General features: G+C 36.7%; 22 protein-coding genes. 7 read left to right on the top strand and 15 right to left on the bottom strand.

Translation table 11 applies throughout. From position 1 onward, the window contains the following. Positions 1-11: 11 nt before the first annotated feature. A complete protein-coding gene (locus tag BTN98_RS14680; protein WP_240616127.1) occupies positions 12-404 on the bottom strand; it encodes a hypothetical protein in 393 nt (130 codons plus the stop codon). Positions 405-726: 322 nt separating this feature from the next. Between BTN98_RS14680 and BTN98_RS14675 the strand changes: the two genes are divergently transcribed. Together BTN98_RS14675 and BTN98_RS14670 are read left to right on the top strand one after the other, a co-directional pair. After that, a complete protein-coding gene (locus tag BTN98_RS14675; protein WP_060997873.1) occupies positions 727-2,175 on the top strand; it encodes a tyrosine-type recombinase/integrase in 1,449 nt (482 codons plus the stop codon). A gap of 133 nt (positions 2,176-2,308) precedes the next feature. Next, positions 2,309-2,620 (top strand): hypothetical protein, encoded by a 312-nt coding sequence (locus BTN98_RS14670; RefSeq protein ID WP_105030027.1) that lies wholly within the window; start codon positions 2,309-2,311, stop codon positions 2,618-2,620. A 1-nt stretch (position 2,621) separates the two neighbouring features. On the opposite strand, the gene BTN98_RS14665 is transcribed toward BTN98_RS14670, so the two are convergent. Further along, the gene (locus BTN98_RS14665; RefSeq protein ID WP_269451312.1) at positions 2,622-3,866 is read right to left on the bottom strand and encodes an Nramp family divalent metal transporter; all 1,245 of its coding nucleotides are present in this window, start codon (positions 3,864-3,866) and stop codon (positions 2,622-2,624) included. Between the two features lie 456 nt (positions 3,867-4,322). Here BTN98_RS14665 and rpoS point away from each other — a divergent pair, with 456 nt between their 5' ends. Both rpoS and BTN98_RS14655 read left to right on the top strand, forming a co-directional pair. Next, complete coding sequence (gene rpoS, locus BTN98_RS14660) at positions 4,323-5,201, top strand: RNA polymerase sigma factor RpoS (RefSeq protein WP_060997875.1); 879 nt, start codon at positions 4,323-4,325, stop codon at positions 5,199-5,201. Between the two features lie 65 nt (positions 5,202-5,266). Continuing rightward, entirely contained in the window at positions 5,267-5,812 is a 546-nt protein-coding gene (locus tag BTN98_RS14655) for a YceB family lipoprotein (protein WP_060997876.1), read from the top strand. A gap of 42 nt (positions 5,813-5,854) precedes the next feature. Here BTN98_RS14655 and BTN98_RS14650 read toward each other — a convergent pair whose 3' ends face one another. Both BTN98_RS14650 and chrA read right to left on the bottom strand, forming a co-directional pair. Next, complete coding sequence (locus BTN98_RS14650) at positions 5,855-6,151, bottom strand: hypothetical protein (protein WP_060997877.1); 297 nt, start codon at positions 6,149-6,151, stop codon at positions 5,855-5,857. A 170-nt stretch (positions 6,152-6,321) separates the two neighbouring features. Then, entirely contained in the window at positions 6,322-7,470 is a 1,149-nt protein-coding gene (chrA, locus tag BTN98_RS14645; RefSeq protein WP_060997878.1) for a chromate efflux transporter, read from the bottom strand. 236 nt (positions 7,471-7,706) lie between these two features. Between chrA and BTN98_RS14640 the strand changes: the two genes are divergently transcribed. Further along, positions 7,707-8,630, top strand: coding sequence for a LysR family transcriptional regulator (locus BTN98_RS14640; RefSeq protein WP_060997999.1), 924 nt, complete (start codon positions 7,707-7,709; stop codon positions 8,628-8,630). Positions 8,631-8,737: 107 nt separating this feature from the next. Here the strand turns inward: BTN98_RS14640 and BTN98_RS14635 are convergent, their stop codons facing one another. Further along, positions 8,738-9,853: a 1-acyl-sn-glycerol-3-phosphate acyltransferase gene (locus BTN98_RS14635; protein ID WP_105030026.1), complete on the bottom strand. Its 1,116-nt coding sequence runs from the start codon at positions 9,851-9,853 to the stop codon at positions 8,738-8,740. A gap of 260 nt (positions 9,854-10,113) precedes the next feature. On the opposite strand from BTN98_RS14635, the gene BTN98_RS14630 reads away from it, so the two are divergent. Further along, positions 10,114-10,791, top strand: coding sequence for an AraC family ligand binding domain-containing protein (locus tag BTN98_RS14630; RefSeq protein ID WP_060997880.1), 678 nt, complete (start codon positions 10,114-10,116; stop codon positions 10,789-10,791). Between the two features lie 89 nt (positions 10,792-10,880). Here the strand turns inward: BTN98_RS14630 and BTN98_RS14625 are convergent, their stop codons facing one another. Both BTN98_RS14625 and BTN98_RS14620 read right to left on the bottom strand, forming a co-directional pair. After that, positions 10,881-11,432, bottom strand: a complete 552-nt coding sequence (locus BTN98_RS14625; RefSeq protein ID WP_060997881.1) for a hypothetical protein — start codon at positions 11,430-11,432, stop codon at positions 10,881-10,883. 3 nt (positions 11,433-11,435) lie between these two features. Continuing rightward, a complete protein-coding gene (locus BTN98_RS14620; RefSeq protein WP_060997882.1) occupies positions 11,436-11,978 on the bottom strand; it encodes a nicotinate-nicotinamide nucleotide adenylyltransferase in 543 nt (180 codons plus the stop codon). Between the two features lie 243 nt (positions 11,979-12,221). Between BTN98_RS14620 and nadE the strand changes: the two genes are divergently transcribed. Then, complete coding sequence (nadE, locus tag BTN98_RS14615; protein ID WP_060997883.1) at positions 12,222-13,058, top strand: ammonia-dependent NAD(+) synthetase; 837 nt, start codon at positions 12,222-12,224, stop codon at positions 13,056-13,058. Positions 13,059-13,126: 68 nt separating this feature from the next. On the opposite strand, the gene BTN98_RS14610 is transcribed toward nadE, so the two are convergent. The 8 genes from BTN98_RS14610 to BTN98_RS14575 all read right to left on the bottom strand — a co-directional run bounded on the left by BTN98_RS14610 (position 13,127) and on the right by BTN98_RS14575 (position 21,521). Continuing rightward, positions 13,127-13,666, bottom strand: a complete 540-nt coding sequence (locus BTN98_RS14610) for an HD domain-containing protein (RefSeq protein ID WP_060997884.1) — start codon at positions 13,664-13,666, stop codon at positions 13,127-13,129. A gap of 157 nt (positions 13,667-13,823) precedes the next feature. Next, entirely contained in the window at positions 13,824-14,009 is a 186-nt protein-coding gene (locus tag BTN98_RS14605; RefSeq protein WP_060997885.1) for a YoaH family protein, read from the bottom strand. 84 nt (positions 14,010-14,093) lie between these two features. Beyond that, positions 14,094-15,293, bottom strand: coding sequence for an NnrS family protein (locus BTN98_RS14600; RefSeq protein WP_328585772.1), 1,200 nt, complete (start codon positions 15,291-15,293; stop codon positions 14,094-14,096). Between the two features lie 139 nt (positions 15,294-15,432). Then, complete coding sequence (locus tag BTN98_RS14595; protein ID WP_235859482.1) at positions 15,433-16,272, bottom strand: DUF2861 family protein; 840 nt, start codon at positions 16,270-16,272, stop codon at positions 15,433-15,435. 65 nt (positions 16,273-16,337) lie between these two features. Further along, the gene (locus tag BTN98_RS14590; RefSeq protein ID WP_060997888.1) at positions 16,338-16,997 is read right to left on the bottom strand and encodes a response regulator transcription factor; all 660 of its coding nucleotides are present in this window, start codon (positions 16,995-16,997) and stop codon (positions 16,338-16,340) included. After that, positions 16,972-18,411 carry a sensor histidine kinase VxrA gene (gene vxrA, locus BTN98_RS14585; protein WP_060997889.1) on the bottom strand — a complete coding sequence of 480 codons (1,440 nt, stop codon included), beginning with the start codon at positions 18,409-18,411 and terminating at the stop codon, positions 16,972-16,974. Before vxrA ends, BTN98_RS14590 begins: the two co-directional genes overlap by 26 nt. A gap of 169 nt (positions 18,412-18,580) precedes the next feature. After that, entirely contained in the window at positions 18,581-19,957 is a 1,377-nt protein-coding gene (gene pntB / locus BTN98_RS14580) for a Re/Si-specific NAD(P)(+) transhydrogenase subunit beta (protein WP_060997890.1), read from the bottom strand. Between the two features lie 10 nt (positions 19,958-19,967). After that, positions 19,968-21,521, bottom strand: a complete 1,554-nt coding sequence (locus BTN98_RS14575) for a Re/Si-specific NAD(P)(+) transhydrogenase subunit alpha (protein WP_060997891.1) — start codon at positions 21,519-21,521, stop codon at positions 19,968-19,970. Positions 21,522-21,683 lie beyond the last annotated feature (162 nt).

Here is a 21,683-nt window from a genome sequence, read left to right as displayed (position 1 = left end):
ATTCTTAAATATTACATAAAAAAGAGAGCCTTACCCGCTCTCTTTTTTGTTTGTCGATTACAGTACAATCCAAGGCTGATGGTTGTTAAGCTAAAAATAACCTGATTATCCTTAATAACGAACGGCAATTTTTCTTGAAAAGTATCAATTTCATCTTGGTTATTACATGGCCAAAAGAAGTGAATACCATAACTTACATGGGCTAAACCCGAATGATGTTCATCATCAAATTCAACCATATCCACTCTTAGCGATGCTGTCGCAAATTGAAAACGCGCATCTTCTACATTGTGTTTTGAAAAAAGCATTGGTGAAAATTGTGGTTCGTGACCTTGAACATAATCAATGATTGATTCCGCAATAGAAATTGATGGCTTAACTACAAACGATATTTTCTCTACCATAATCTATGCTCCCTAAAAAATAATCTCTATTAATGATAGTCCTATTTACTCACTCTTTCATTAGATAATCTACTTATTTGTGACAGCGTAACACTTTAAAAGTAATAGAGACAATGCAGTATTATCCTTAAATTATAAAAATAACGGCGATAAAAATTGCAGATCTACAATGATTATTATGGGGTATTTTGTTATTTATCACTGTTCTTATTCGATCGCTGTATGATCTTTTATTTTTGATAAACATATGAATTATATAGCTTTAATATATCAGTCTTATATAATATCTCTTATAGCAGATCAAGAATAAAGACCTATAATAATGACGACCAACCCATCAAATTCCCTAGTACATAACGATTGCAATCTTCGACCTGGTACATTACGCCAACAAATAGCGCTTAGCCAACAGATCCGTCACCATGATCATTTTGTATCTAATCCAGCATTAGCATATGTTTATTCTCTAGCCGCTACCGATACTACTGGTGGTCAGGCAAATGCGCGTTATACATTAGAGCGTTTTAGTCGGTTTTTATTAGGATCAAGTTTTGATCAAATTGATTGGCTAATGTTGCTGACGACCCCTGATCTTATTAAACAAGCGATGGCTGTTTTTTTGATTCATCGCGCTCAAAATAAGGCAACAATGAAAGGCTTAGTTTATGATCCACAGCGTTCGCTTAAGAATTTACATATTAATCCCTTAAAAAAAGCACTGCTGGTTATTGGTGATTATTATTATCAGCAACAACAAATCTCATTATCTCAATTAACTGTGTGGCAATCTGTCATTAGTGGTTTTTCTGTCCATGAGTATAAAGAGCAACAATTGGATTCAGGTTGGCTTTCCCCTATTTCGGCACCTCAACCATTAACGATTGAATTAACCACTCAAGCGCAGATAATGTTAGAAGCATTTAGTTGTTTTTGTTTAAGATCTTGTATTGAAAGGATGGATTGGCAAACTGTACTTTATGCACCGGTATTACAAACGGCAATGCAATCGTTTTTATCATCACGTTTAACGATGAAAAGTAACGATAAAAAACAAGATTATGCCCCAGCTACTGCAGATAATTTACTAAGAATGTTACGTGGTGTTGCTCATCATGCGTGGTTATCTGAGTCGATTTCTATTGAAACACTTCAGCGAATTAAGGCTATAAAACTGCCTAGAGGTTCTCGCCAATCAAGCGGTCGCTACTTAAGTTATGCTGATGTTGACCAAATATCGGCACTCACTTTAGCACAATCAAATAAGATCAAAGCCGTAAGAGATAACGCAATATTTTGGCTAATGTATGAATCCGGCTTACGTCGGGCGGAAGTTATTGGTCTTGATATCGGTGATATTGATCTGTATTTATGTAAAATTCGTGTAATGGGTAAAGGTAACAAGGAACGCCATGTGCCTTTCTCCAAAAACAGTGATTTGTACTCAGCAATTGAGCAATGGTTAACAATTCGTTCGCAACATTCACAAAAAATATCAAGTTTTTTCTGTGGTGTTAATCGTTATCAGCAACTCACCTCACAGCGACTAACGACTCAAACCTTAAATGATCTTTGTAAACAGGTTCATCTACTTGGTTTTTCACGTAAAATATCACCCCATGATTTTCGTCATTCGGTTGCGACAAACCTGCTACGATCAGGATATGATTTATTATTAGTTAGTAAATTTATGGGACACAGCAGTATAAGTACAACTCAACGCTATGACCGTCGTACTGATGATGAATTACAAGGTGTAACACCTGGCCGTTAACAGATCACATTATGGAATTAAAATTACATAGGTTGTGATGTAGTCTGTAGTATAAGTATTATTATTGTACGATATTGTTTTATATTTATACTGACGTGATATCGTATCCAAAATAAGAATTGGATTTTCAATAATGATAAGTATTCGACTATTAGTGATTTTTTTATTTACAGGTTTTCATGCATCAAGCTCAGCTTTGAGTATTGAACAATATAAAAACCAATATGCGTTACTGCCCTGCACTGGATTAGAAGCTCGTATTATTAGTTTTGATAAGAAAATATCAATGCGATTATCTAATTCATCAAAAAAAGAAAGATCTAAACTAAAAAGAGAATATAAGGCATTAAATACATTATATAAACAAAAAAATTGCCATAAAAAACACCTCGATAATATAACAATTATCGAGGTATTGTTAATGACAAGGAGTTTGAATTTATAAATTAAGCAAGTAATGTATAACTTAGATATAAATTAAGAGCTAGAACGATAGTAATAATAATTAAACCAAGAACAGATACTATTTTATTATTCTTGTATTTACCCATGATCTTTTTACTATTGGTAAAGTAAAGTAATGGAACAATTGCAAGTGCAATACCAAAGCTTAAAACAACTTGGCTCATTACTAATATTTCAATGGTATTAATAGCAAGAGCAATCACAATAAATGACGGAACCATCGTAATCAAGCGACGCAACCACATAGGAATTGTAAATTTTACAAAGCCTTCCATCACTACATCACCAGCCATTGTACCAACAACTGTAGACGATAAACCTGACGCGACTAACGAAATACCAAATAGAATTGAGGCAGCTTTACCTACTAATGGCGTTAATGTTTTATAGGCTGTTTCTATGGCTGCTATATCTTGATGGCCTGAATAATGAAATACCGCCGCAGCCATAGCGACGATTGCAATATTAACAAATCCTGCAATAACCATTGCAATTAATACATCATACTTTGTTGAACGTAAACGTGTTGATACTTTTTCACCGTAAGTATTTTTAAATAGCGCTGAATGTAAATAAATAACATGAGGCATTACAGTCGCACCAAGAATACCTGCAGCTAAATATATTTGGTGTGGACTATTTAATGTTGGAACAATCAGCCCTTTAACTAATTCATGAGATGCTGGCGGTGTAATAAATAACTCAAAAATATAAACAACGGCAACTAATAATAATAAGGTACCAATAATTATTTCTAACGGTTTTTGACTTTTATTATTAAGCATTAATATCATAACGGTAACTATCGCAGTAATGACAGCACCTTCCATCAAACTTATACCAAATAATAATTGAAAACCAACGGCTGCACCGATAAATTCAGCAAGATCAGTTGCCATGGCAATTATTTCAGCTTGTATCCAATACGGCACTATTGCCCATTTAGGAAGATGGTCTCGTAAATGTTCCGCTAAGTTTTTACCTGTAACAATGCCTAATTTAGCTGATAAATATTGAATCAACATCGCCATTAAGTTTGCCCACAATACCACCCATAGTAACTGGTAACCAAAAGCTGAACCAGACTCGATATTTGTCGCAAAATTACCAGGATCTATATAACCAATAGCAGCAATAAATGCAGGACCTAATAAAAGTAATTTCTTTTTTAATTTGAAACCAAATAGTGATGGTTGCATATCAAGGGCAATGGTTGATTTATTCATAGTGACTCCTTTGTCATGAGTCAACCTTACCCCTTGCGTAAATGATAATCAATATCATTTAGATTTTAAATATGGTTGTTAAATCTCCATGTATGGCTGTTAAGTTATTGATAGGAAATATCTATTTAATAATAGGTGTAGGGTATTAAAAATGTAGATTTTATCATTTAATGATTCAATTATGTGAAACACATCAATAAAACGCGATCATTTTTAATCAATATGTATTAAATGGTTTTATGTTTTATAAAAAATAGATATTGTCGTTATTATTTATTTATATATCTTTTGCGTATTGTGGTGCCAAGTGTTAATGCCTATTAAATATAAGTGTGTTTTAATTTTAAAATGAATGTAATCGTTTTGTAAGATTCAATATTAATAATAAACATGATTAATTATTTATAAAGACCTCACTATTGTACTCAAAATGGATGTTGAAAAGAGGGATGTAATATGGAAAACGAAGAAAATAGTAAGACTCAAAATTTTGATACCGATGTGATTCAATTATATCTTCGTGATATTTCTATGAAACCACTCTTAACTAAAACTGAGGAGATCCTCTATAGCCGTAAAGCATTGACAGGCGATGCCACGGCAAAAAAGGTAATGATCGAAAGTAATTTACGCTTAGTTGTTAATATCGCCAAACGTTACCGTGGTAGCTCTATTCAATTAAGTGATCTTATTGATGAGGGAAATATTGGTCTTATTACTGCTGTTGATAAATTTGATCCTGAAAAAGGTTTTCGATTTTCAACTTATGCTACATGGTGGATCAAACAAACAATAGAACGTGCTATTCACAATCAAAGCCGTACTATTCGTTTACCTGTTCACGTATCAAAAGAAATTAATACGATAGTACGAGCACATAAACATCTGCTTAATACTCAAAATAAAGAACCAAAGAATGAAGATGTCGCAGAGACACTCGATCGAAGTGTTAGTGATATATCTATGCTTTTATCTTATGATGCTCCTATTATCTCTTATGACCAAACAATCAATGATGATGCTAATTCACAATCACTTTCGGTATTTTTAACGGATGATAAAGTCGTTAAGCCAGAAAGTCATTTAGATGATCTCGATATAAAACAAATAACTTCTTCTATTTTAAATTCTCTATCTCCACGCGATAAAGAAATTATTTGTCGTCGTTTTGGTTTGCTTGGACATGAATCACAAACTTTGCAAGAAGTTGCAGATGAAGTAGGATTAACACGTGAGAGAATTAGACAACTACAAGTTATTTCATTGAAAAAACTGCGCAATTATCTTCAACGCGATAATTATGACATCTCAATTCTATTTGCTGACACGGCATGATGATTCTTTGCTATTATTTAAAAGAGCACTTGAAGTGCTCTTTTTTTGTTATAGTAAGGTTTGTTATGCATTTAAAATCATTATTAGTTGCGGGTTCTGTATTATTTTTTTCAGGTTGTGCTAGTTACGGTGTAACTGAAAATGAAATGCAGTCATACCTAAATAAAGAAACCAAGTTTAATCATTCTGTGGGCATTCAAGGGCTGGCTTACGCGACGGGTAAATTTGATAATATCAAAGTTGGTATTGGTCGTGTCGCTAAAAATAAAGTCAATGTTGCAGCTACTGCAACCGCAGACTTAGAGCTAATGGGACAACCAACGCAAAATATTTCAATAAAAGCTAATTTCAGTGCTATTCCTTATTACAATCAACAACAAGGTGCTATCTACTTAAAAGATCTTAATATTGAATCTTTAGACGTTACACCTAAGCGATTAAATAATGTCTTAACCAAACCGGTGATAACACCTATTGTTTCTTTTTTAAGCCAAGTATTATCAACAAAACCTGTGTACAAACTCAATGATAATGAATTAGAGCAATCTCTATTGAAAAAAACCAAACCTGAGTTAGTGATTGAAAATCATAAATTAGTTTTAGATTGGTAATATTACATATTTAATTAAAAAGCTCTTTCTTATAAGAGCTTTTTATTGTTCAGCTTTTGACTGTTCTAAATAGTGTGTACCGGCAGCATCGTCTATCATCTTTATTGCCCTTTCCATTTCAAAAGATCGTTTCATTGCATCAGCAGCATAATCTCTCGTCGTGGGAGTTTGGCTAGTAATAATGAGTATTAAAACAAAAGTGATTGTGGCTACTGATAATATAGCTGCAGTATATATTCGTCGAATAATTCGTTCCTCACTGGCTTTTATTTCTAATTTAACAGCTCGCAACACATCATAATTAGTAATATTAGATCGTATTCTTTGGTTTTTATTCATCGTAAATATTTAATATAATCTACCCTACCCGTATTTCATTTTAACAAGCATGACTGAATTTAAGCTGACATAATTATATGTTATCGATGATTAATTATTTTTTAATCATCGATAAGTTATAGTGCGTTAGACACTTAAAAAATCAGAGCTATAGAGCTCTGATTTTATGTTTAATAAAAAGTTAACACATATATTAATAGTAATACCGCCAACAACCATACGGGTATATTATATTTTTTAATCAACCCATAACCTACAGTTACGGCAACTATATCAGGTATAGATTTAATCGAACTGGTAATTACTGGATCGATTAGTGCACTTGCTAATAAACCTACAACACAAGCATTGATTAATATTATTGCTTGCGTTAAACGCGGATGACTAAATAAAGCTCTCCAAGCAGGTAAAAAAGCAAATAAGAGTAAACTTCCAGGTAAAAACACCGCTATTGTAGCAATTAAGCTACCGATTATTGGCATTTGAGGTATTGCTGATGCTCCTAAATAACTGGCCATGGTAAACATCGGTCCTGGTACTAATTGTGCAGAAGCATAAGCACTTAAGAAAGTATTATCCGATACCATTCCATCAAGCATTGGCTGTAATAGTGGTAATACAACATGACCACCACCAAAAACAAAACTTCCCGCTTGATAGAAAATTGAGAATATTTTAATACTCTCGTTAGTACTCGCGATTAATGGTAATAAAATTAATAACCCACAAAAGATAAAAACTAAGCCAATATGTGGTCGTATTGGTTTGATGAGTGATTTATTGATAATCGGTTGGGTTTTAAATGACCATAAAAAACCAAAAATACTAGCAATAATAATAGGTAGAATTTGACTAAATAACCCTTTATTAAACGCTAACCATATTACGGTCAATAGCGCTGTCGCGATAGTTGGCATTGATATAAGGTTTTTCTTTGCCATCCCCCATAACGCATCGCTAACAACCACAACAGCTAATAATTTGGCAGCAGTAATGATATGTTCAACACAGTCTGAACCACTCAATTGATTGTTTGCAACCGCAAGAAATGTAAGTAACGCAAATGATGGTAATGTAAAACCAGCAAACGCAGCTATTGATCCTAAATAGCCTGCTTTTTTATAACCAATATACATACCTAGCTGACTACTTGCTGGGCCGGGTAAAAACTGACATAACGCAATAGCTTGGGTGAAATCTTCATTACTAAGCCATTTCTTTTTAACGACAAATGCTTGTTGAAAAAAGCCTATATGTGCTGCTGGCCCACCAAAACTGCATAAACCTAGCACTAAAAACTGCCAAAATACCGTTAACATTAATCACATCTCCTTAAGTGAAATATTATATTAACGGCTGTTTAACTATTACTGAAATCGTTTGTACGGATATATATCATTACTATTATCGATAGTGATTAACTTATGTTGTCAGCTTTTATTTTCAAGGCGCTGATAATCCTTTATGATAGAAATTAGGTTATTATTTTGTAATAACAAGCAAAGTTATATACATCGTCCCCTACTTTGCTTTTCTCTTCTAAGAGTAAATGCTTATGCTAGAAAATCTTCAACAAATGGTTATCTTGGCTGCGGTTGGCCATGAACAAAGTTTCACTCGTGCAGCAGATAGATTAGGTATCTCTAAATCTCAAGTCAGTAAGCAAATTCGTTATTTAGAAGAACGTTTAGGTTGCCAACTCGTGCAGCGAAGTACTCGTACAGTAGCTTTAACGGAAATTGGATTACAGTATGCTGATTACGGCCAACAACTGGTTGATACCGTCAATGAAGCGGAAGCAATGGTCGCGGGTTATCGTAATGAAATAAAGGGGGTGTTACGCATTGGTATTGCACAATCTTTTGGTAATATCCATATCACCTCCGCTTTAGCTGAATTTCAAAAAGCCAATCCTGAATTAGAATTAGAAATAAGTCTATTTGATCATCGTCCAAATTTATTAGAAGAAGGCTTTGATTGTTGGATAGCCATTCATGAACACCCGCCAGAAGGTATGGTAGCGCGCAAATTAGCCAATTGTGAATTTATAGTCGTTGCTTCACCTGATTATATTGCGCTGCATGGCAAACCAGTAACACCAAGTGAACTACGCCATCATAATTGTATTACTTATCAAAGCCGTGAGCGTAAATATGTCAATTGGGCTTTTTCTCGTGACGGTGTGCAACAATCTATTCGAGTACGAGGTAATTACCGTATAGATAACGCGCCTGCTGTATTAGATGCTGCAGTGAGTAGTTTAGGGATTGCGTATTTGTCGACCTATTTAATGACCGATGAGATTGAAACCAATAAGCTAGTACAGTTACTCCCTGAGTGGAAAACAACGGTTGATTTACCGATTTATGCTGTTTATCCACGCCGAAAATACCTAGCCCCCAAAGTACGTTGCTTTATTGATTTTATGGCTGAACGTATGGCACAAGCTCCTTATAAAACACCACCTTCTATGCACTAATTAACTGTGTTTATATACAACACAGTTAATTAAATACATTGTGCAGTTAAGTAATTACAACAACGCGGCCATAATAGCCGCGTTGTTCATTACTAGGTAAAGCTGTCTTATTCTACTGCTTGTTTTTTCTGCGCCGGTAACGCATACATACGACGTAATATCGTTTGTACGCCTTGTGGTTGGTCAGCTAATTTCTGTTCAAACAACTGACGCTCAGCAGCTGTCACTTGCTCAGATTCAATATCAGCAGCAATATAATTTGATGGGAATAAATGATAATTTTCTGTAATTTGCTTATCAATAATCGCTGCTAATTCATCAGGGGTTTCTGGCGAATCAGTGATGACATCACCAAAGCTAATATGAATTCTACGTTTCTGACCGACAATACCTTGCACGATACTTTCAATATCTTCAAATTCAGATTTTTCATACGTACCGGTGGTTTCTTTTTGGTAAAGCTCTTGCGCTTTCGCCAAATCGCAAGGGTCATTTTCGTATGAAATTGCCACTGGAACAATATTAAGCCCACTCATAAACTCAGCAAATGGTAATTTTTGCTTACGCCCTTCCATAAAGAACATTTTTAGAATCGCAGGATCGGTTTTATCATTACCGTCTTTTGCACGACCTTCTTTTTGTGCTATCCAAATGTTATTACCCGTCATTAAAGAATGAGAAATATAGCTAGAAAGTAAGCCTAATGACTTCATTAACTCACGTGGACCTTTTGCTGAACGTTTAACAATAAAACTTTTATTTAAACGCATTAACTCAGTCGCACATGGTTTTTTAAGTAAATTATCACCAATCGCAATACGTACAGTATTGAAATTATTATTAAATAAACACCAATTTACCATTGCTGGATCCATCGCGATATCACGATGATTTGATACAAATAAGTAAGATTTATTGGGATCAAGTTTATCTAACCCCGTTACTGTTACACCGTCACATGACTGATCGATGGTTGCTCGCATATACTTCGCTACATAATCTTGAACATTTTTAACGCTGGTCACGTTTGACCATTTTTTTACAAGAAAACGTTTTATTAGCGGAATCAGTAACCAGCCAAACATACCGGAAGCATGAGGAAAGCGGTATTTTAAAATGGCATTGATAAAATCTTTATCATCAATCAGACGTTGGATAGCCCCTTTAACTTCGTCATCGTTGTAAGGGCGGATTTCTTTATAAATATCGTTATCTATACACACAATAAGGCTTCATCTTAAAAAACTGGGTTATTTTACAGGTAAATACTATCTTTACCCAATAATCTAAATCAATAAGGAGTATGGTTGCAAACCTAACCACGCCGAGTCGCTGAATTTTCAACCACAATTAATCATAAAAAGTGCGTTCTAATGCAAAAACGACCAATCATACACTGATTTTGATTATTGTCGCCTATGCAATGTTGACGATGTAACAAAAACAGCCGAATATGTGTAGGATATCGAGTTAGAGAGACATTATGAAACAAGCTATTGAGTTTTCCCAAAACGAGCACCCTTTTCTTTTCGTCGGTTCTCGTCGTAAAAGTCACAATGCCTATTTTATTGTTGTGACCAGCGGCAGCATATTAATGCGCTTAGGTAAACATGAACATCTTGTCTCTAAAGGACATGGCTTCTGGGTTCCTTTTGATTGTTTACATGCATTAACGGTTTTACCTGGCACTTGCTTTTTTAAAGTCGCTTTTTCAATCCGTCTACAACAGCCATTATGCCGTGATGCTGGATTCTTTGTAGTTAGTCCACTGCTTGACGCTTTATTAGTTGAACTTACAAAGCAACCAACAGAAAAACATGACTGGAATGGTGTTGAAGGACGTTTACTCAAAGTTATTGCAGATCAAATATCAAATCTATCTGCATCAACCCAATCACTATCGCCAGCTATTAATAAGCAATATCATAATGCATTAGCGTTATTGCTTAACGGCAACAAGGTAACAGAGCAAACTGCTGTTCAAGCTATCGAACCCATTCTTGGAATGACGATAAAAGAGTTTGAATCTTGCATTACAATACGTGAGGCGTTGAAATTAATACGCTCAGGAAGAAAGCTGCCACAAATTGCTGCTCAACTAAATACATCTGAAATGTTACTTGATGCACTGGCAATGCCTATTTTGGGTAAACCCTTTTAATCGCGGTAGTAGATCACTAAAATATACTGTTAATAGCTATCGTTATAACAGCGCCCGTTAATACTAATGGGCGTTACATTTACAGGCTATTAATCAAATGGTACATAGACTTGTAGTGAGACTCCATCATCAACATTACTCTTAGTATGCCAACGATAATCTAATCGAACATGGGTGCTATTACTGCTAGGTTCACCAAAACCAATACTCATTTGGACACCGTGATTTAATACCCACTGCTCAGCATCAACAATATCTTCAACCTGTTCATGATCATATTCTTTTGGTAACCAGAATCCTAAACCGTAGTACATTGAATCATCATATTCAGTGAAAATGGGATGATCGGAAAAATTATCACTCCATTTATTCCAAAAATCACTGGTGTTATAACCATGGTCTTGTTTCCAATTACTAAATTGCTTAGCTTGTTCGCTTGAATGAAGGCTTGAATGAAGCAAAGGAATATTATCGTACTCAGTTTCTTGACTGCATAACGACTGATTATATTGAAAAAAATCATTCGTTATTGAAGATTTTGGCGTTGGAATAAATTCACAAGAAAAAGCATACACAGATGACGAGTAAAATAAATTACCAACGAGTACAAGTATGTATACTTTAACTTTATTTACGCGCAATGATTAACGTCCTTGTTGTTCATCGTTAAACTTAAATCTGTTGTCATTAATTAACATTGAAGCCACTGTAGGCGTCGTGTAGTGACTAATATCACTTTTATTGACCAATGCATTCCGTATTAATGTACTGCGTATTGGTAGCGTTTCAGGACACGCCATCACCTGCCACCGTTTGAGAATCTCATCAGCGTTATAAAAGCGCTGAAAGCTTAAAAAATTATCTGGGCCAATTACAAAAGTAATATTGCTATCAGGATACTGCAATTGTAATGCTTCAAGCACAGCAAAGGTTGTGACAGCATTATCATCAATAGCAATTTGTTGCTCTAGTGTGGATAATTCCAGATTAGATTGGCCAATATCACTGATAAATGCACCTACCAGATCACAACGGGCATTATAATCAAGCATGACTTTTCCCCACGCATGCTGATAACTCGGTAGTAGTAATACTTTATCAAATTGGCCTAAGCGCTCTAATACTGAGCGATGCCCTAGGCTTGGAGGGTTAAATGCGCTACCAAAAACTGCCAGTGTGTGTTTCATAAATCAATCAGCTAACCTCTGTTGCTACATCTTCGAAAGACAATCTATTGAACTAATTTAGTAATATGATGCTGTTTTTATGCTAAAACAACATTATTTTAAAGAAATTTACACTTGAGCATTGATCCTTAGTTAGAGTTATCGCATGATTTTGATAAGGGTGTAATGACTGAGTTCTCATTTTTCCATTATACCAACTTAAGTGATTAATATTTGGGCAAAAGCCTTAAGGATTCATGACCCATGGAACAACTTATCCGTGACGAAATGCGTGTGCTGCCGACTATCGATGTTGAATATGAAATTCAGCGCCGTGTTGCTTTCATCCAGAAAAAACTCAAGCAATCTGGCTGTAAATCTCTAGTACTCGGTATTAGCGGAGGTGTTGATTCAACCACTTGTGGCCGTCTAGCACAACTTGCTATTAATGATTTAAATGCGACTTCTGCGACTAATGACTATCAATTTATTGCTGTTCGCCTACCTTATGGTGAACAACAAGATGAAGACGAAGCTCAGCATGCTTTGCAATTTATTCAGCCTAGTCAATCGGTAAGTGTCAACATCAAAGCTGGCGTTGATGGCTTACATGCTAATGCGTTACTCGGATTAGAAGGCACAGGGTTAATTCCAACTGATGCTGCTAAAGTTGATTTTGTAAAAGGCAATGTAAAAGCAAGAGCACGCATGATTGCACAATATGAAATTGCAGGCTTAGTAGGTGGATTGGTAATTGGTACTGATCATTCAGCAGAAAACATTACTGGTTTTTATACTAAATTTGGTGATGGTGCTTGTGATTTAGCGCCTCTTTTTGGCTTAAACAAACGCCAAATTCGTAGTATCGCAGCGAAATTAGGTGCACCAGAGCATCTCGTTGCTAAAGTACCGACTGCAGATTTAGAAGAGTTAGCACCACAAAAAGCAGATGAAGATGCATTATTAGTCACTTATGACCAAATTGATGATTTTCTTGAAGGTAAACCTGTTGATGACTTTGTACGTGATCGTTTAGTCAGCATTTACCGTGCAACACAGCACAAGCGTCAACCTATCCCGACCATTTATGACATCGACTAATAACTTTAAATCATATAGTTAAAGTAAAACAAAAGGCCTAACAAAATGTCAGGCCTTTATTTTTTTCATTAGCTAGTTGCTTGCTTACATAATATTGCTTCAGGTTGACCAATAATAAGTGCATTGAGTTCTTTCCATAGACCATCACAAAGACCAGGACGATATACCGCTTCTTTAAAAGCTGGATGCTCATTTTGATACATTTTATAGTGACGCGGCGAACTCTGACTGCTCGAAAGTACATTTGCTAAACGATCACATACTTTCACGATCAACGCTAGACGAGCAGCCTCTTCTTCAATATTTAAAGCCGCTAATCGTTGGTTTATTTCTAATTTGCGCTTAGCACGATCTTCTAACTTAACATCGGTGACATAATTAACAGCGTCTGCAATAGTAAAACCAAAACATTCTGCTAACTCATTAAAACTTGTATCCGTGTCTTCAATAATATCGTGTAACTGAGCGATGATCATTGCGTCTAAACCAAATGGTTCGGCAAGCTTTGCTACAGCATCAAGATGAACAGAATACGGAAACTCGCCATATTTTTGATTGCCATGGCGATTTTTGGCAAATGCTTGTGCTGCAAAATAACGACTATTCATCTATGCTTCCTTGGTACTTTTTTATTTTATTTTTCCATTGTAGAAGTAAAACATACCTTTATACTAGTCGTTTATTTAGAATTATAATTACCCAAAAATAAAAAAGAGCCTTACGACTCTTTTTATTAATTAGATAATTACGAATAATAAGCTATAGTTATTCTTCTTCATCCGCAGCAAGCTCACCCGCAGCTTGGCGACGTTTCATGTCAGCTTCACGAATTTCATTGGCTACAATCATGATAGCTTCACCGCTACTGATACCTTTAGACATAAGATCATGAATACGCTCAGCGGCTTCTTGTTGCTCTGAATGCGTTAATGTCGGCGTGTGATTATACATATCATTCTTCTTAACTTCGTAAACGGGTGAGTATTCTAGAAGTAATGTCAAACAATGTCACTGTTTATCCACGCTGAGCGCTAATTAGCCAGGATGACCGTCAGCACGAGCTTGAGTCAGTATTGGAAAATAAACCACTGTAAAAATTGTGAATGCCACTATCCATAAAATAGCTGAGATAACATACGCATTAACGACGGCAATAGGCATAAAAAATACTAATAATGTTCTAGCAAACAATGAAGCAAATAAACTCAAAAAAGCAACCGCCATCCACTTTCCTGTCTGTAATTTTCGTCCTGTGTGTCCTAATGAAACACGTGCCATCATTGCAAGTATCATGGAGCCAATACCACCAATAGCGATAAAATGAATACCTACCGTTGGGCTCATCGTGCTATTTACATAGCTTCCCCCTAGCCACGCAAAACCGATTATCATTGATAAATAAGCCCCATGTAGCGACCATAACAAAGGTATCGCTAATGTTTTGTGACTACGCCAACGACACATGCGTACTAAATTAGTCACTGCAGCAATAAGGTAAGTTGCAGCTAGCAAAGATGGAGCAATTGTCACCGGCAAAAGAGTGAAGGTTAACACTATCCAAATCGGTATTAAGGCGGCATATTCTAACAGTGGTATACGAGTAATTGGCGCAGTTTGAGTAGCTCGTGAAGTAAAAAATGGAATCACTCTACCACCAACAATAAGCACTACTGCAGCAATGATCGTCAATGTTGCTAACGCCGTTGCTTGTAAAGCAAACGGGATCACTTTAAGTACCATCAAATGATATTTTATATTCAGCAATGTAAACATGAGCAGCACAGGAATAAAAAACATATTGCGCCATTGCTTAACTTTAATGATTGGTATTGCTAAAAAAATCATCGCCATAACAATCCAAGCACAATCAATAACCATCCACAGATAACTCGGCGTCGCAAACATTAGTCCTAACCGCGCAATTAACCATAGGCTAAATAAAATGGCTAGCTTTGTCCCCTTCACCCCATTTTGGCCAGTCCATGTCTGCACTGCTGTCAGTAGAAACCCCACAATCACTGCGCCAGCAAATCCAAATAGCATTTCATGAGTATGCCACCACAAAGGATTACTATACATAAACTGACTTATTTGGGGAGTACCCGCCCAAAGCAGCCCCCATAGTACTATTGAAACAACAGCATAAACGGTTGCTCCGATAAAAAATGGCCGAAAAGCAAGTCTAAATATAGGTGGGATTTTTTCTTCTTGCGCGCGATCGATAATTTGCATCATACACCCCTTATAAACATGCATTAATTATACATATTTATAAGTCTATTACTACTTTTCTAATTTTAGTTTTATCTTACTGAATTTTAGATAAAAAAATGGCCATCACACTAATGTAATGGCCATATCATTCTAACTATAATTAATCATCATCACCGACATAATCAACAGGCCGCGTGATCCGTTGAATATCTAAGATTGAAATTTCACCTTGCCATCGTGTTTTTACAACACCAACACTTAACCAATAACGCCCTTCTGGAAGGTCTAATTTGGGTAATGTTGTCGGCCAATTTGAGTCTGATTCTTGACTCCAGATAGCATGCCATGTTGTATCATTAAGATCATATAATTTAATACTTAATGTCGGCGACGGACAATTACCACTATTTTTTTCAATGTTATCAATTCGCCAGGTTTTACTGTCTTTCCAACTAATTTCTTGTTTTTCAGCAGGAGAATTTAGCACAATCCATCCAACCCAAGGCGGCTCATTTTCTGCGGTGATAGAGAGCTTATATAACCCAGCAGATACTGGCTCATCTAACCGTTGTGTTTCCACTGAAAAATACCCACCATCATCGATAAAAGGCGCACCTTTCAATAACGGCTTATTTGGCCATTTGGTCAAACTAATATTAGTTATATCAGCTCGAGTTAGGCCTACGACAGAAATTTTTAATAGTTGTTGATTAAGATTTTGCTCAACTTGACGTTCAATCGATAATTTAGGAAGCCAAGTCGGTAATACTTTACGCTCAAGGCTATGTCCACAATCTTCGCTAATGGCTAAATTAAGTAACTGATTGAGATTATCAGCTTGAACGCTATTAGGTGATTGTTGCCATGCTTGTATAATCGTCTGAAAAACGGCATCCGTATCATCTTCAAGCAGTTCTTTATGCGCCATCGTATAAAGATCTTTTGAGATAAACCAATCAGACGATGCAAATGCACTCGAAGGAAATAATATCGAGTGCATTAACAATAACCCCATAAGCCAGCGCGTTTGCTTTTTTATTCTCATGGAATACACAGACATAAGCGTTATGGCTTCATTCGGTATCCGACACCACGTAATGTCTCTATCTCAATATCAGGCAATTTTTGACGCAATTGCAGAATATGAGTATCAACTGTACGTGTTGTTGGGTAATGATTGTAGCCCCAAACTTGATCTAATAGCTCATCACGGGTAAATACACGACCGGCATTCTTTGCTAAGAAGACTAATAATTCAAACTCAGTACGTGTTAACGTCACGCTTTCACTGCCATGAAAAACTTCACGACTTTCTTGGTTAATACGAATGTTACCAACAGAGATGATATTAATCACTGCCATATCACCATCTTCGCCACGTAGATGTACTCGAACGCGAGCTAATAGTTCTTCTTCCGCAAATGGCTTAGTTAAATAATCTTTTGCTCCTGAGTCTAATCCTATTACTTTATCGTTAATGGAAACCATTGCTGTTAATAAAATAACTGGAACATGTTTCTTTTTTAACCAACCTGACAAGTAGTCGAGTGAATCACCTTCCGGCAATTGGCGATCGAGTACAACAAGATCTGCATTTTTCCACAATGCCTCGACTTTAGTGGCACAATCAGCATATAAGCAGTTGTATCCAGCTTGCCTTAAGCAATCGAGTAAACCATCAGCAAGGTTACGGTCATCTTCAACCAGTAGCAGAGTTTGATTCACACGGTATCTCCAAAATAAATGTTGTCGGTGGACCAATGAGTTTCATTCGACCCCCCATTCTATTAATCATCGATTCAACAATTGTTAAACCCAAGCCTAAACCTTGAGAACTAACAAAAGGCTTTCTTAAGCGAGACCAATCTTTTGCACCTAATTGTCCTTCATCTTGAACAATAAGCTTCAAGGTCCCATTCTTATACGATGACGATAAACTAACAGGTGCTACACCATATTTATAAGCATTAGATAATAAGTTATCAAGACAAGTCCCTAGCCAATAAATATTAACCAAAACACTTCTATCTTCACCTAAGTTCAATATAACATCGTACTTTTCTGCTATGTAACCTAACCATTCATTCAGCGATTCAACTTCTTGAACACTTAACTGTTGTTGGTTAGCTTGTAAATAATCTTTACTCGCTTCGGCTAATTGTCGCAACCGTCGCGAATCTTCTGTTAAACGACGAAACTCGTCGTATAAACCTTCAGGTAACTCATCAAAATGACGGCGAAAACCTTCAACTGTCATCGCTAAACTGGCAATTGGAGTACGTAATTCATGGGTTAGAATTTGTAACACTAACATCCGTTCTTCCATCGTACGACGGCGGATCCTGAATCGGTAAATACTCCAACTCAACAATAACCCAGCATTCATCACCAGTAAGCCTATTAATAAATAATAGGTTACATGTGACTTATTATCTTCACGCCAACAAATATTACCATTTTTAGCAAGACAAAAATCATTTTGATCTAAGCGTTTAAAATGTAACTGATAACGATTAAGCATTTTAGACCATGTTACTTGGTCAAAGACACGGTATTCATTATCGTTGCGAACCCACAATTCACCATTTGAGATAAAAAATTGTGCACCAGAAATAAACGCGTGAATCTCATCGTTATTCATTCGCTGCAAGCGTCCTAAAATCGTTGTTGCTGCAGCAATTGGTCGTTCTTTTATATGTAAATATTTACTGTATTTTATCGCCATATCCGGATGTTTCTGAATATAACGGTAAGCATAACTACCACCGCCAGGATGAATATATCCTGAACGTACAAACCAACTCGATGGTAATTTTGTTTTAAAGCACATAGCACGTGTAAATACAACAGGTTGAGTAACTAATGGCGATAATGGCCATGGCCCTTTACACGTTATCGAATTATGGTAGAGCTGACGCAATGCATTTAGTGGATATTCACCTGTTTGTGGTAATAGTGTTTCAGGGATTAACAGTCGCCCTGGATATAAGCTCTGAAGTTTACGAAAATCGTATGTTGCTAGAGGCTTACGTTTTAGTATATCAGCACGAGCGGCATTTAACCGTTCTGGAAATGTTTGAGCTTCTGCAAATGATGCAGCAGAAAATAATAAAGAAAAGATTAGTACATACGTTTTCATACTTTTAGTTTAACATTATAGAACAGTGTTTTGTCAAAAAAAATGTCAGCGAAATAATCATATGACTATAAATCATTTAATTGAATATATCTCACTTAAAACACCTTTTTTGTTTATAAATAAAAAAGCCACTCAACTCTGAGTGGCTTTATTTATACTACGGCTATTTTTATAGATGTTCAAGAATAGATAAACATGAAGCTTTCGCGTCACCAAACAACATCTGACTGTTTTCTTTAAAGAACAGTGGGTTTTGTACCCCTGCATAACCGGTATTCATTGAGCGTTTAAATACAATCACATTACTTGCATTCCACACTTCAAGAACAGGCATACCAGCAATCGGACTATTTGGATCTTCCATTGCCGCTGGGTTTACTGTGTCATTAGCACCAATAACTAATACCACATCAGTTTTAGGGAAATCATCATTGATTTCGTCCATTTCTAATACAATATCGTAAGGCACTTTAGCTTCTGCCAATAATACGTTCATGTGTCCTGGCAAACGTCCAGCAACAGGGTGAATACCAAAACGTACTTCTACACCTTGAGCGCGTAATTTATCAGTAATTTCGTGAACAGGATATTGCGCTTGTGCAACCGCCATACCGTATCCTGGAGTAATAATGACTGATTTAGCATCTTTCAATAATTCAGCAACTTCTTCTGCTGTTGTTTCACGATGCTCACCATATTCTTCATCATCGCTCGAAGCAACACCGTCTGAACCAAAACCACCCGCAATAACACTTACGAATGAACGGTTCATCGCTTTACACATAATGTAAGACAGAATAGCACCTGAAGAACCGACTAATGCACCAGTAACAATCAACAGATCATTAGCTAACATAAAGCCTGCTGCTGCTGCTGCCCAACCTGAGTATGAGTTCAGCATCGACACTACAACTGGCATATCAGCGCCACCAATAGAGGCAACTAAGTGATAACCAAATGCAAATGCAATCAAAGTCACTAGAATTAATGCCGCCATTGAGCCTTCAGCTTTCACAAACCATACTAGCAATAGTGCTGAAACAATCAGAGCAACTAGATTTAGCTTATGACGATGTGGTAGCTGTAATGCTGACGTTGATACTAAGCCACGCAATTTAGCAAAAGCAACCAGTGAACCGGTAAAGGTTACGGCACCAATGAATACACCAAGGAAAACTTCTACTAAGTGAATGTTTAGCAATGCGCCTTCTAGCGGTTGATGGTGTAAGAAGGTATTAAAACCAACCAGTACTGCTGCCATACCCACAAAGCTGTGTAGCATTGCAACAAGCTCTGGCATTTCAGTCATCTCTACTTTTTTAGCGTAGAAAATACCAATTGCACCACCAATGATCATCGCTAAAATAATCCAAACCGTCCCTTGTGATTCAGGACCAAAGATTGTAGCGATAAGCGCGATAGCCATACCCACAATACCGAAATAGTTACCCTTTCGTGCGGTTTCTTGCTTGGATAATCCAGCAAGTGACATAATAAACAATACGGCAGCAACAATGTATGCCGTTTGTACGATTCCTGCAGACATGTATTACTCCTTATTTATCTTTACGAAACATTTCTAGCATCCGCTTGGTAACAGTAAAGCCACCAAAAATATTGATACTAGCAATGAGAACAGCAACAAAAGCCAACACGGAAACGATTCCGGAGCCTTGTCCTATTTGGAGTAATGCACCTACGATGATGATGCCTGAAATTGCGTTAGTTACAGACATTAATGGCGTGTGTAAAGAATGGCTAACATTCCATACTACGTAGTAACCAACCACACATGACAATACAAAAACGGTAAAGTGAGCAAGGAATTCAGGTGGAGAGTAATGACCAACCCAAGCAAATAATGCAATGCCAGCCGCCATCATGCCATATTTCTTAATCGGTGACATTGGCTCAGCTTTTTTGGGCTGTACTTTTTCTACTGTTTTAGGTTTCTGAGCAACCGCTGATACTTTAATTGGTGGCGCAGGCCATGTAACTTCGCCCGCTTTGATAACTGTTAAGCCACGTAGTACTTCATCATCAAAGTTAATATCTATGTTGCCGTCTTTTTCTTTGCACAGCAGCTTTAATAAATTAACTAAGTTAGTACCATAAAGCTGTGAAGCTTGAGTTGGTAAACGACCAACCATATCAGTATAACCAATGATTTTTACACCATTAGCAGTGGTAATCACTTTATCAGCTTCAGTGTAAGCACAGTTACCGCCATTAGCTGCTGCTAGATCAACAATAACACTGCCCGACTTCATTGAATCAACCATTTCTTTGGTGATCAATTTAGGCGCAGGACGTCCCGGAATCAGAGCTGTTGTGATGATAATATCAACATCTTTTGCTTGCTCAGCGTATAAACGCTCAGCTGCTTTGTTGAACTCATCAGACATTTCTTTAGCGTAGCCATCACCCGTTGAAGTATCTTCTTTAAAATCAACTTCAAGGAATTCAGCACCCATTGATTCAACTTGTTCTTTCACCTCAGGGCGAACATCAAATGAACGCACGATTGCGCCAAGGCTACCAGCAGCACCGATTGCAGCCAGACCCGCAACACCAGCACCAGCGACTAACACTTTTGCTGGCGGTACTTTACCTGCAGCTGTAATTTGACCAGTAAAGAATCGACCAAACTCATGCGCAGCTTCTACTACGGCACGATAACCGGCAATATTTGCCATCGAACTAAGCGCATCAAGCGCTTGAGCACGTGAAATACGAGGAACTGAATCCATCGCCATCACATTAATATTTTTTGTGGCTAACTTTTCTAATAATTCAGGGTGCTGAGCAGGCCAAATAAAACTAACTAAGCTCGCACCTTCTTTTATTAGTTCGCATTCATCAATACCCGTTGCAGGATTAACCTGAGGAGCATTAACTTTTAAAATGAGATCGGCTTGCCATACTTTGTCAGTAGAGGCTAGTTCTGCGCCAGCGGCTTCAAAAGCTGCATCATCAAAACTCGCTAATGCACCCGCTCCATGTTCAACAACAACGCTGAACCCCATTTTCAATAACTGCTCAACCGTTTTAGGTGTGGCAGCAACTCGCGTTTCGTTCGCGAAAACCTCTTTTGGTACACCAATCTGCATTATTATTCCCTGAACATTGGCTATAGATAAATATTTTGTATCCAACCTTAAAAGCAATAGCAAGCTTTTTACCGTTGAAATCAAAAAATTCCACAAATTTCATTAAAAAATAACATTAAAGTCATTTTATATCAAAATACAAGCACCTTTTCATCCGTGACA

The sequence above is a fragment of the Photobacterium aquimaris genome (assembly GCF_002954455.1).
Classification (GTDB): Bacteria; Pseudomonadota; Gammaproteobacteria; order Enterobacterales; family Vibrionaceae; genus Photobacterium; species Photobacterium aquimaris.
The sequence above is the reverse complement of the archived record's forward strand: the minus strand, read 5'-3'. Positions and strand labels throughout refer to the sequence as shown.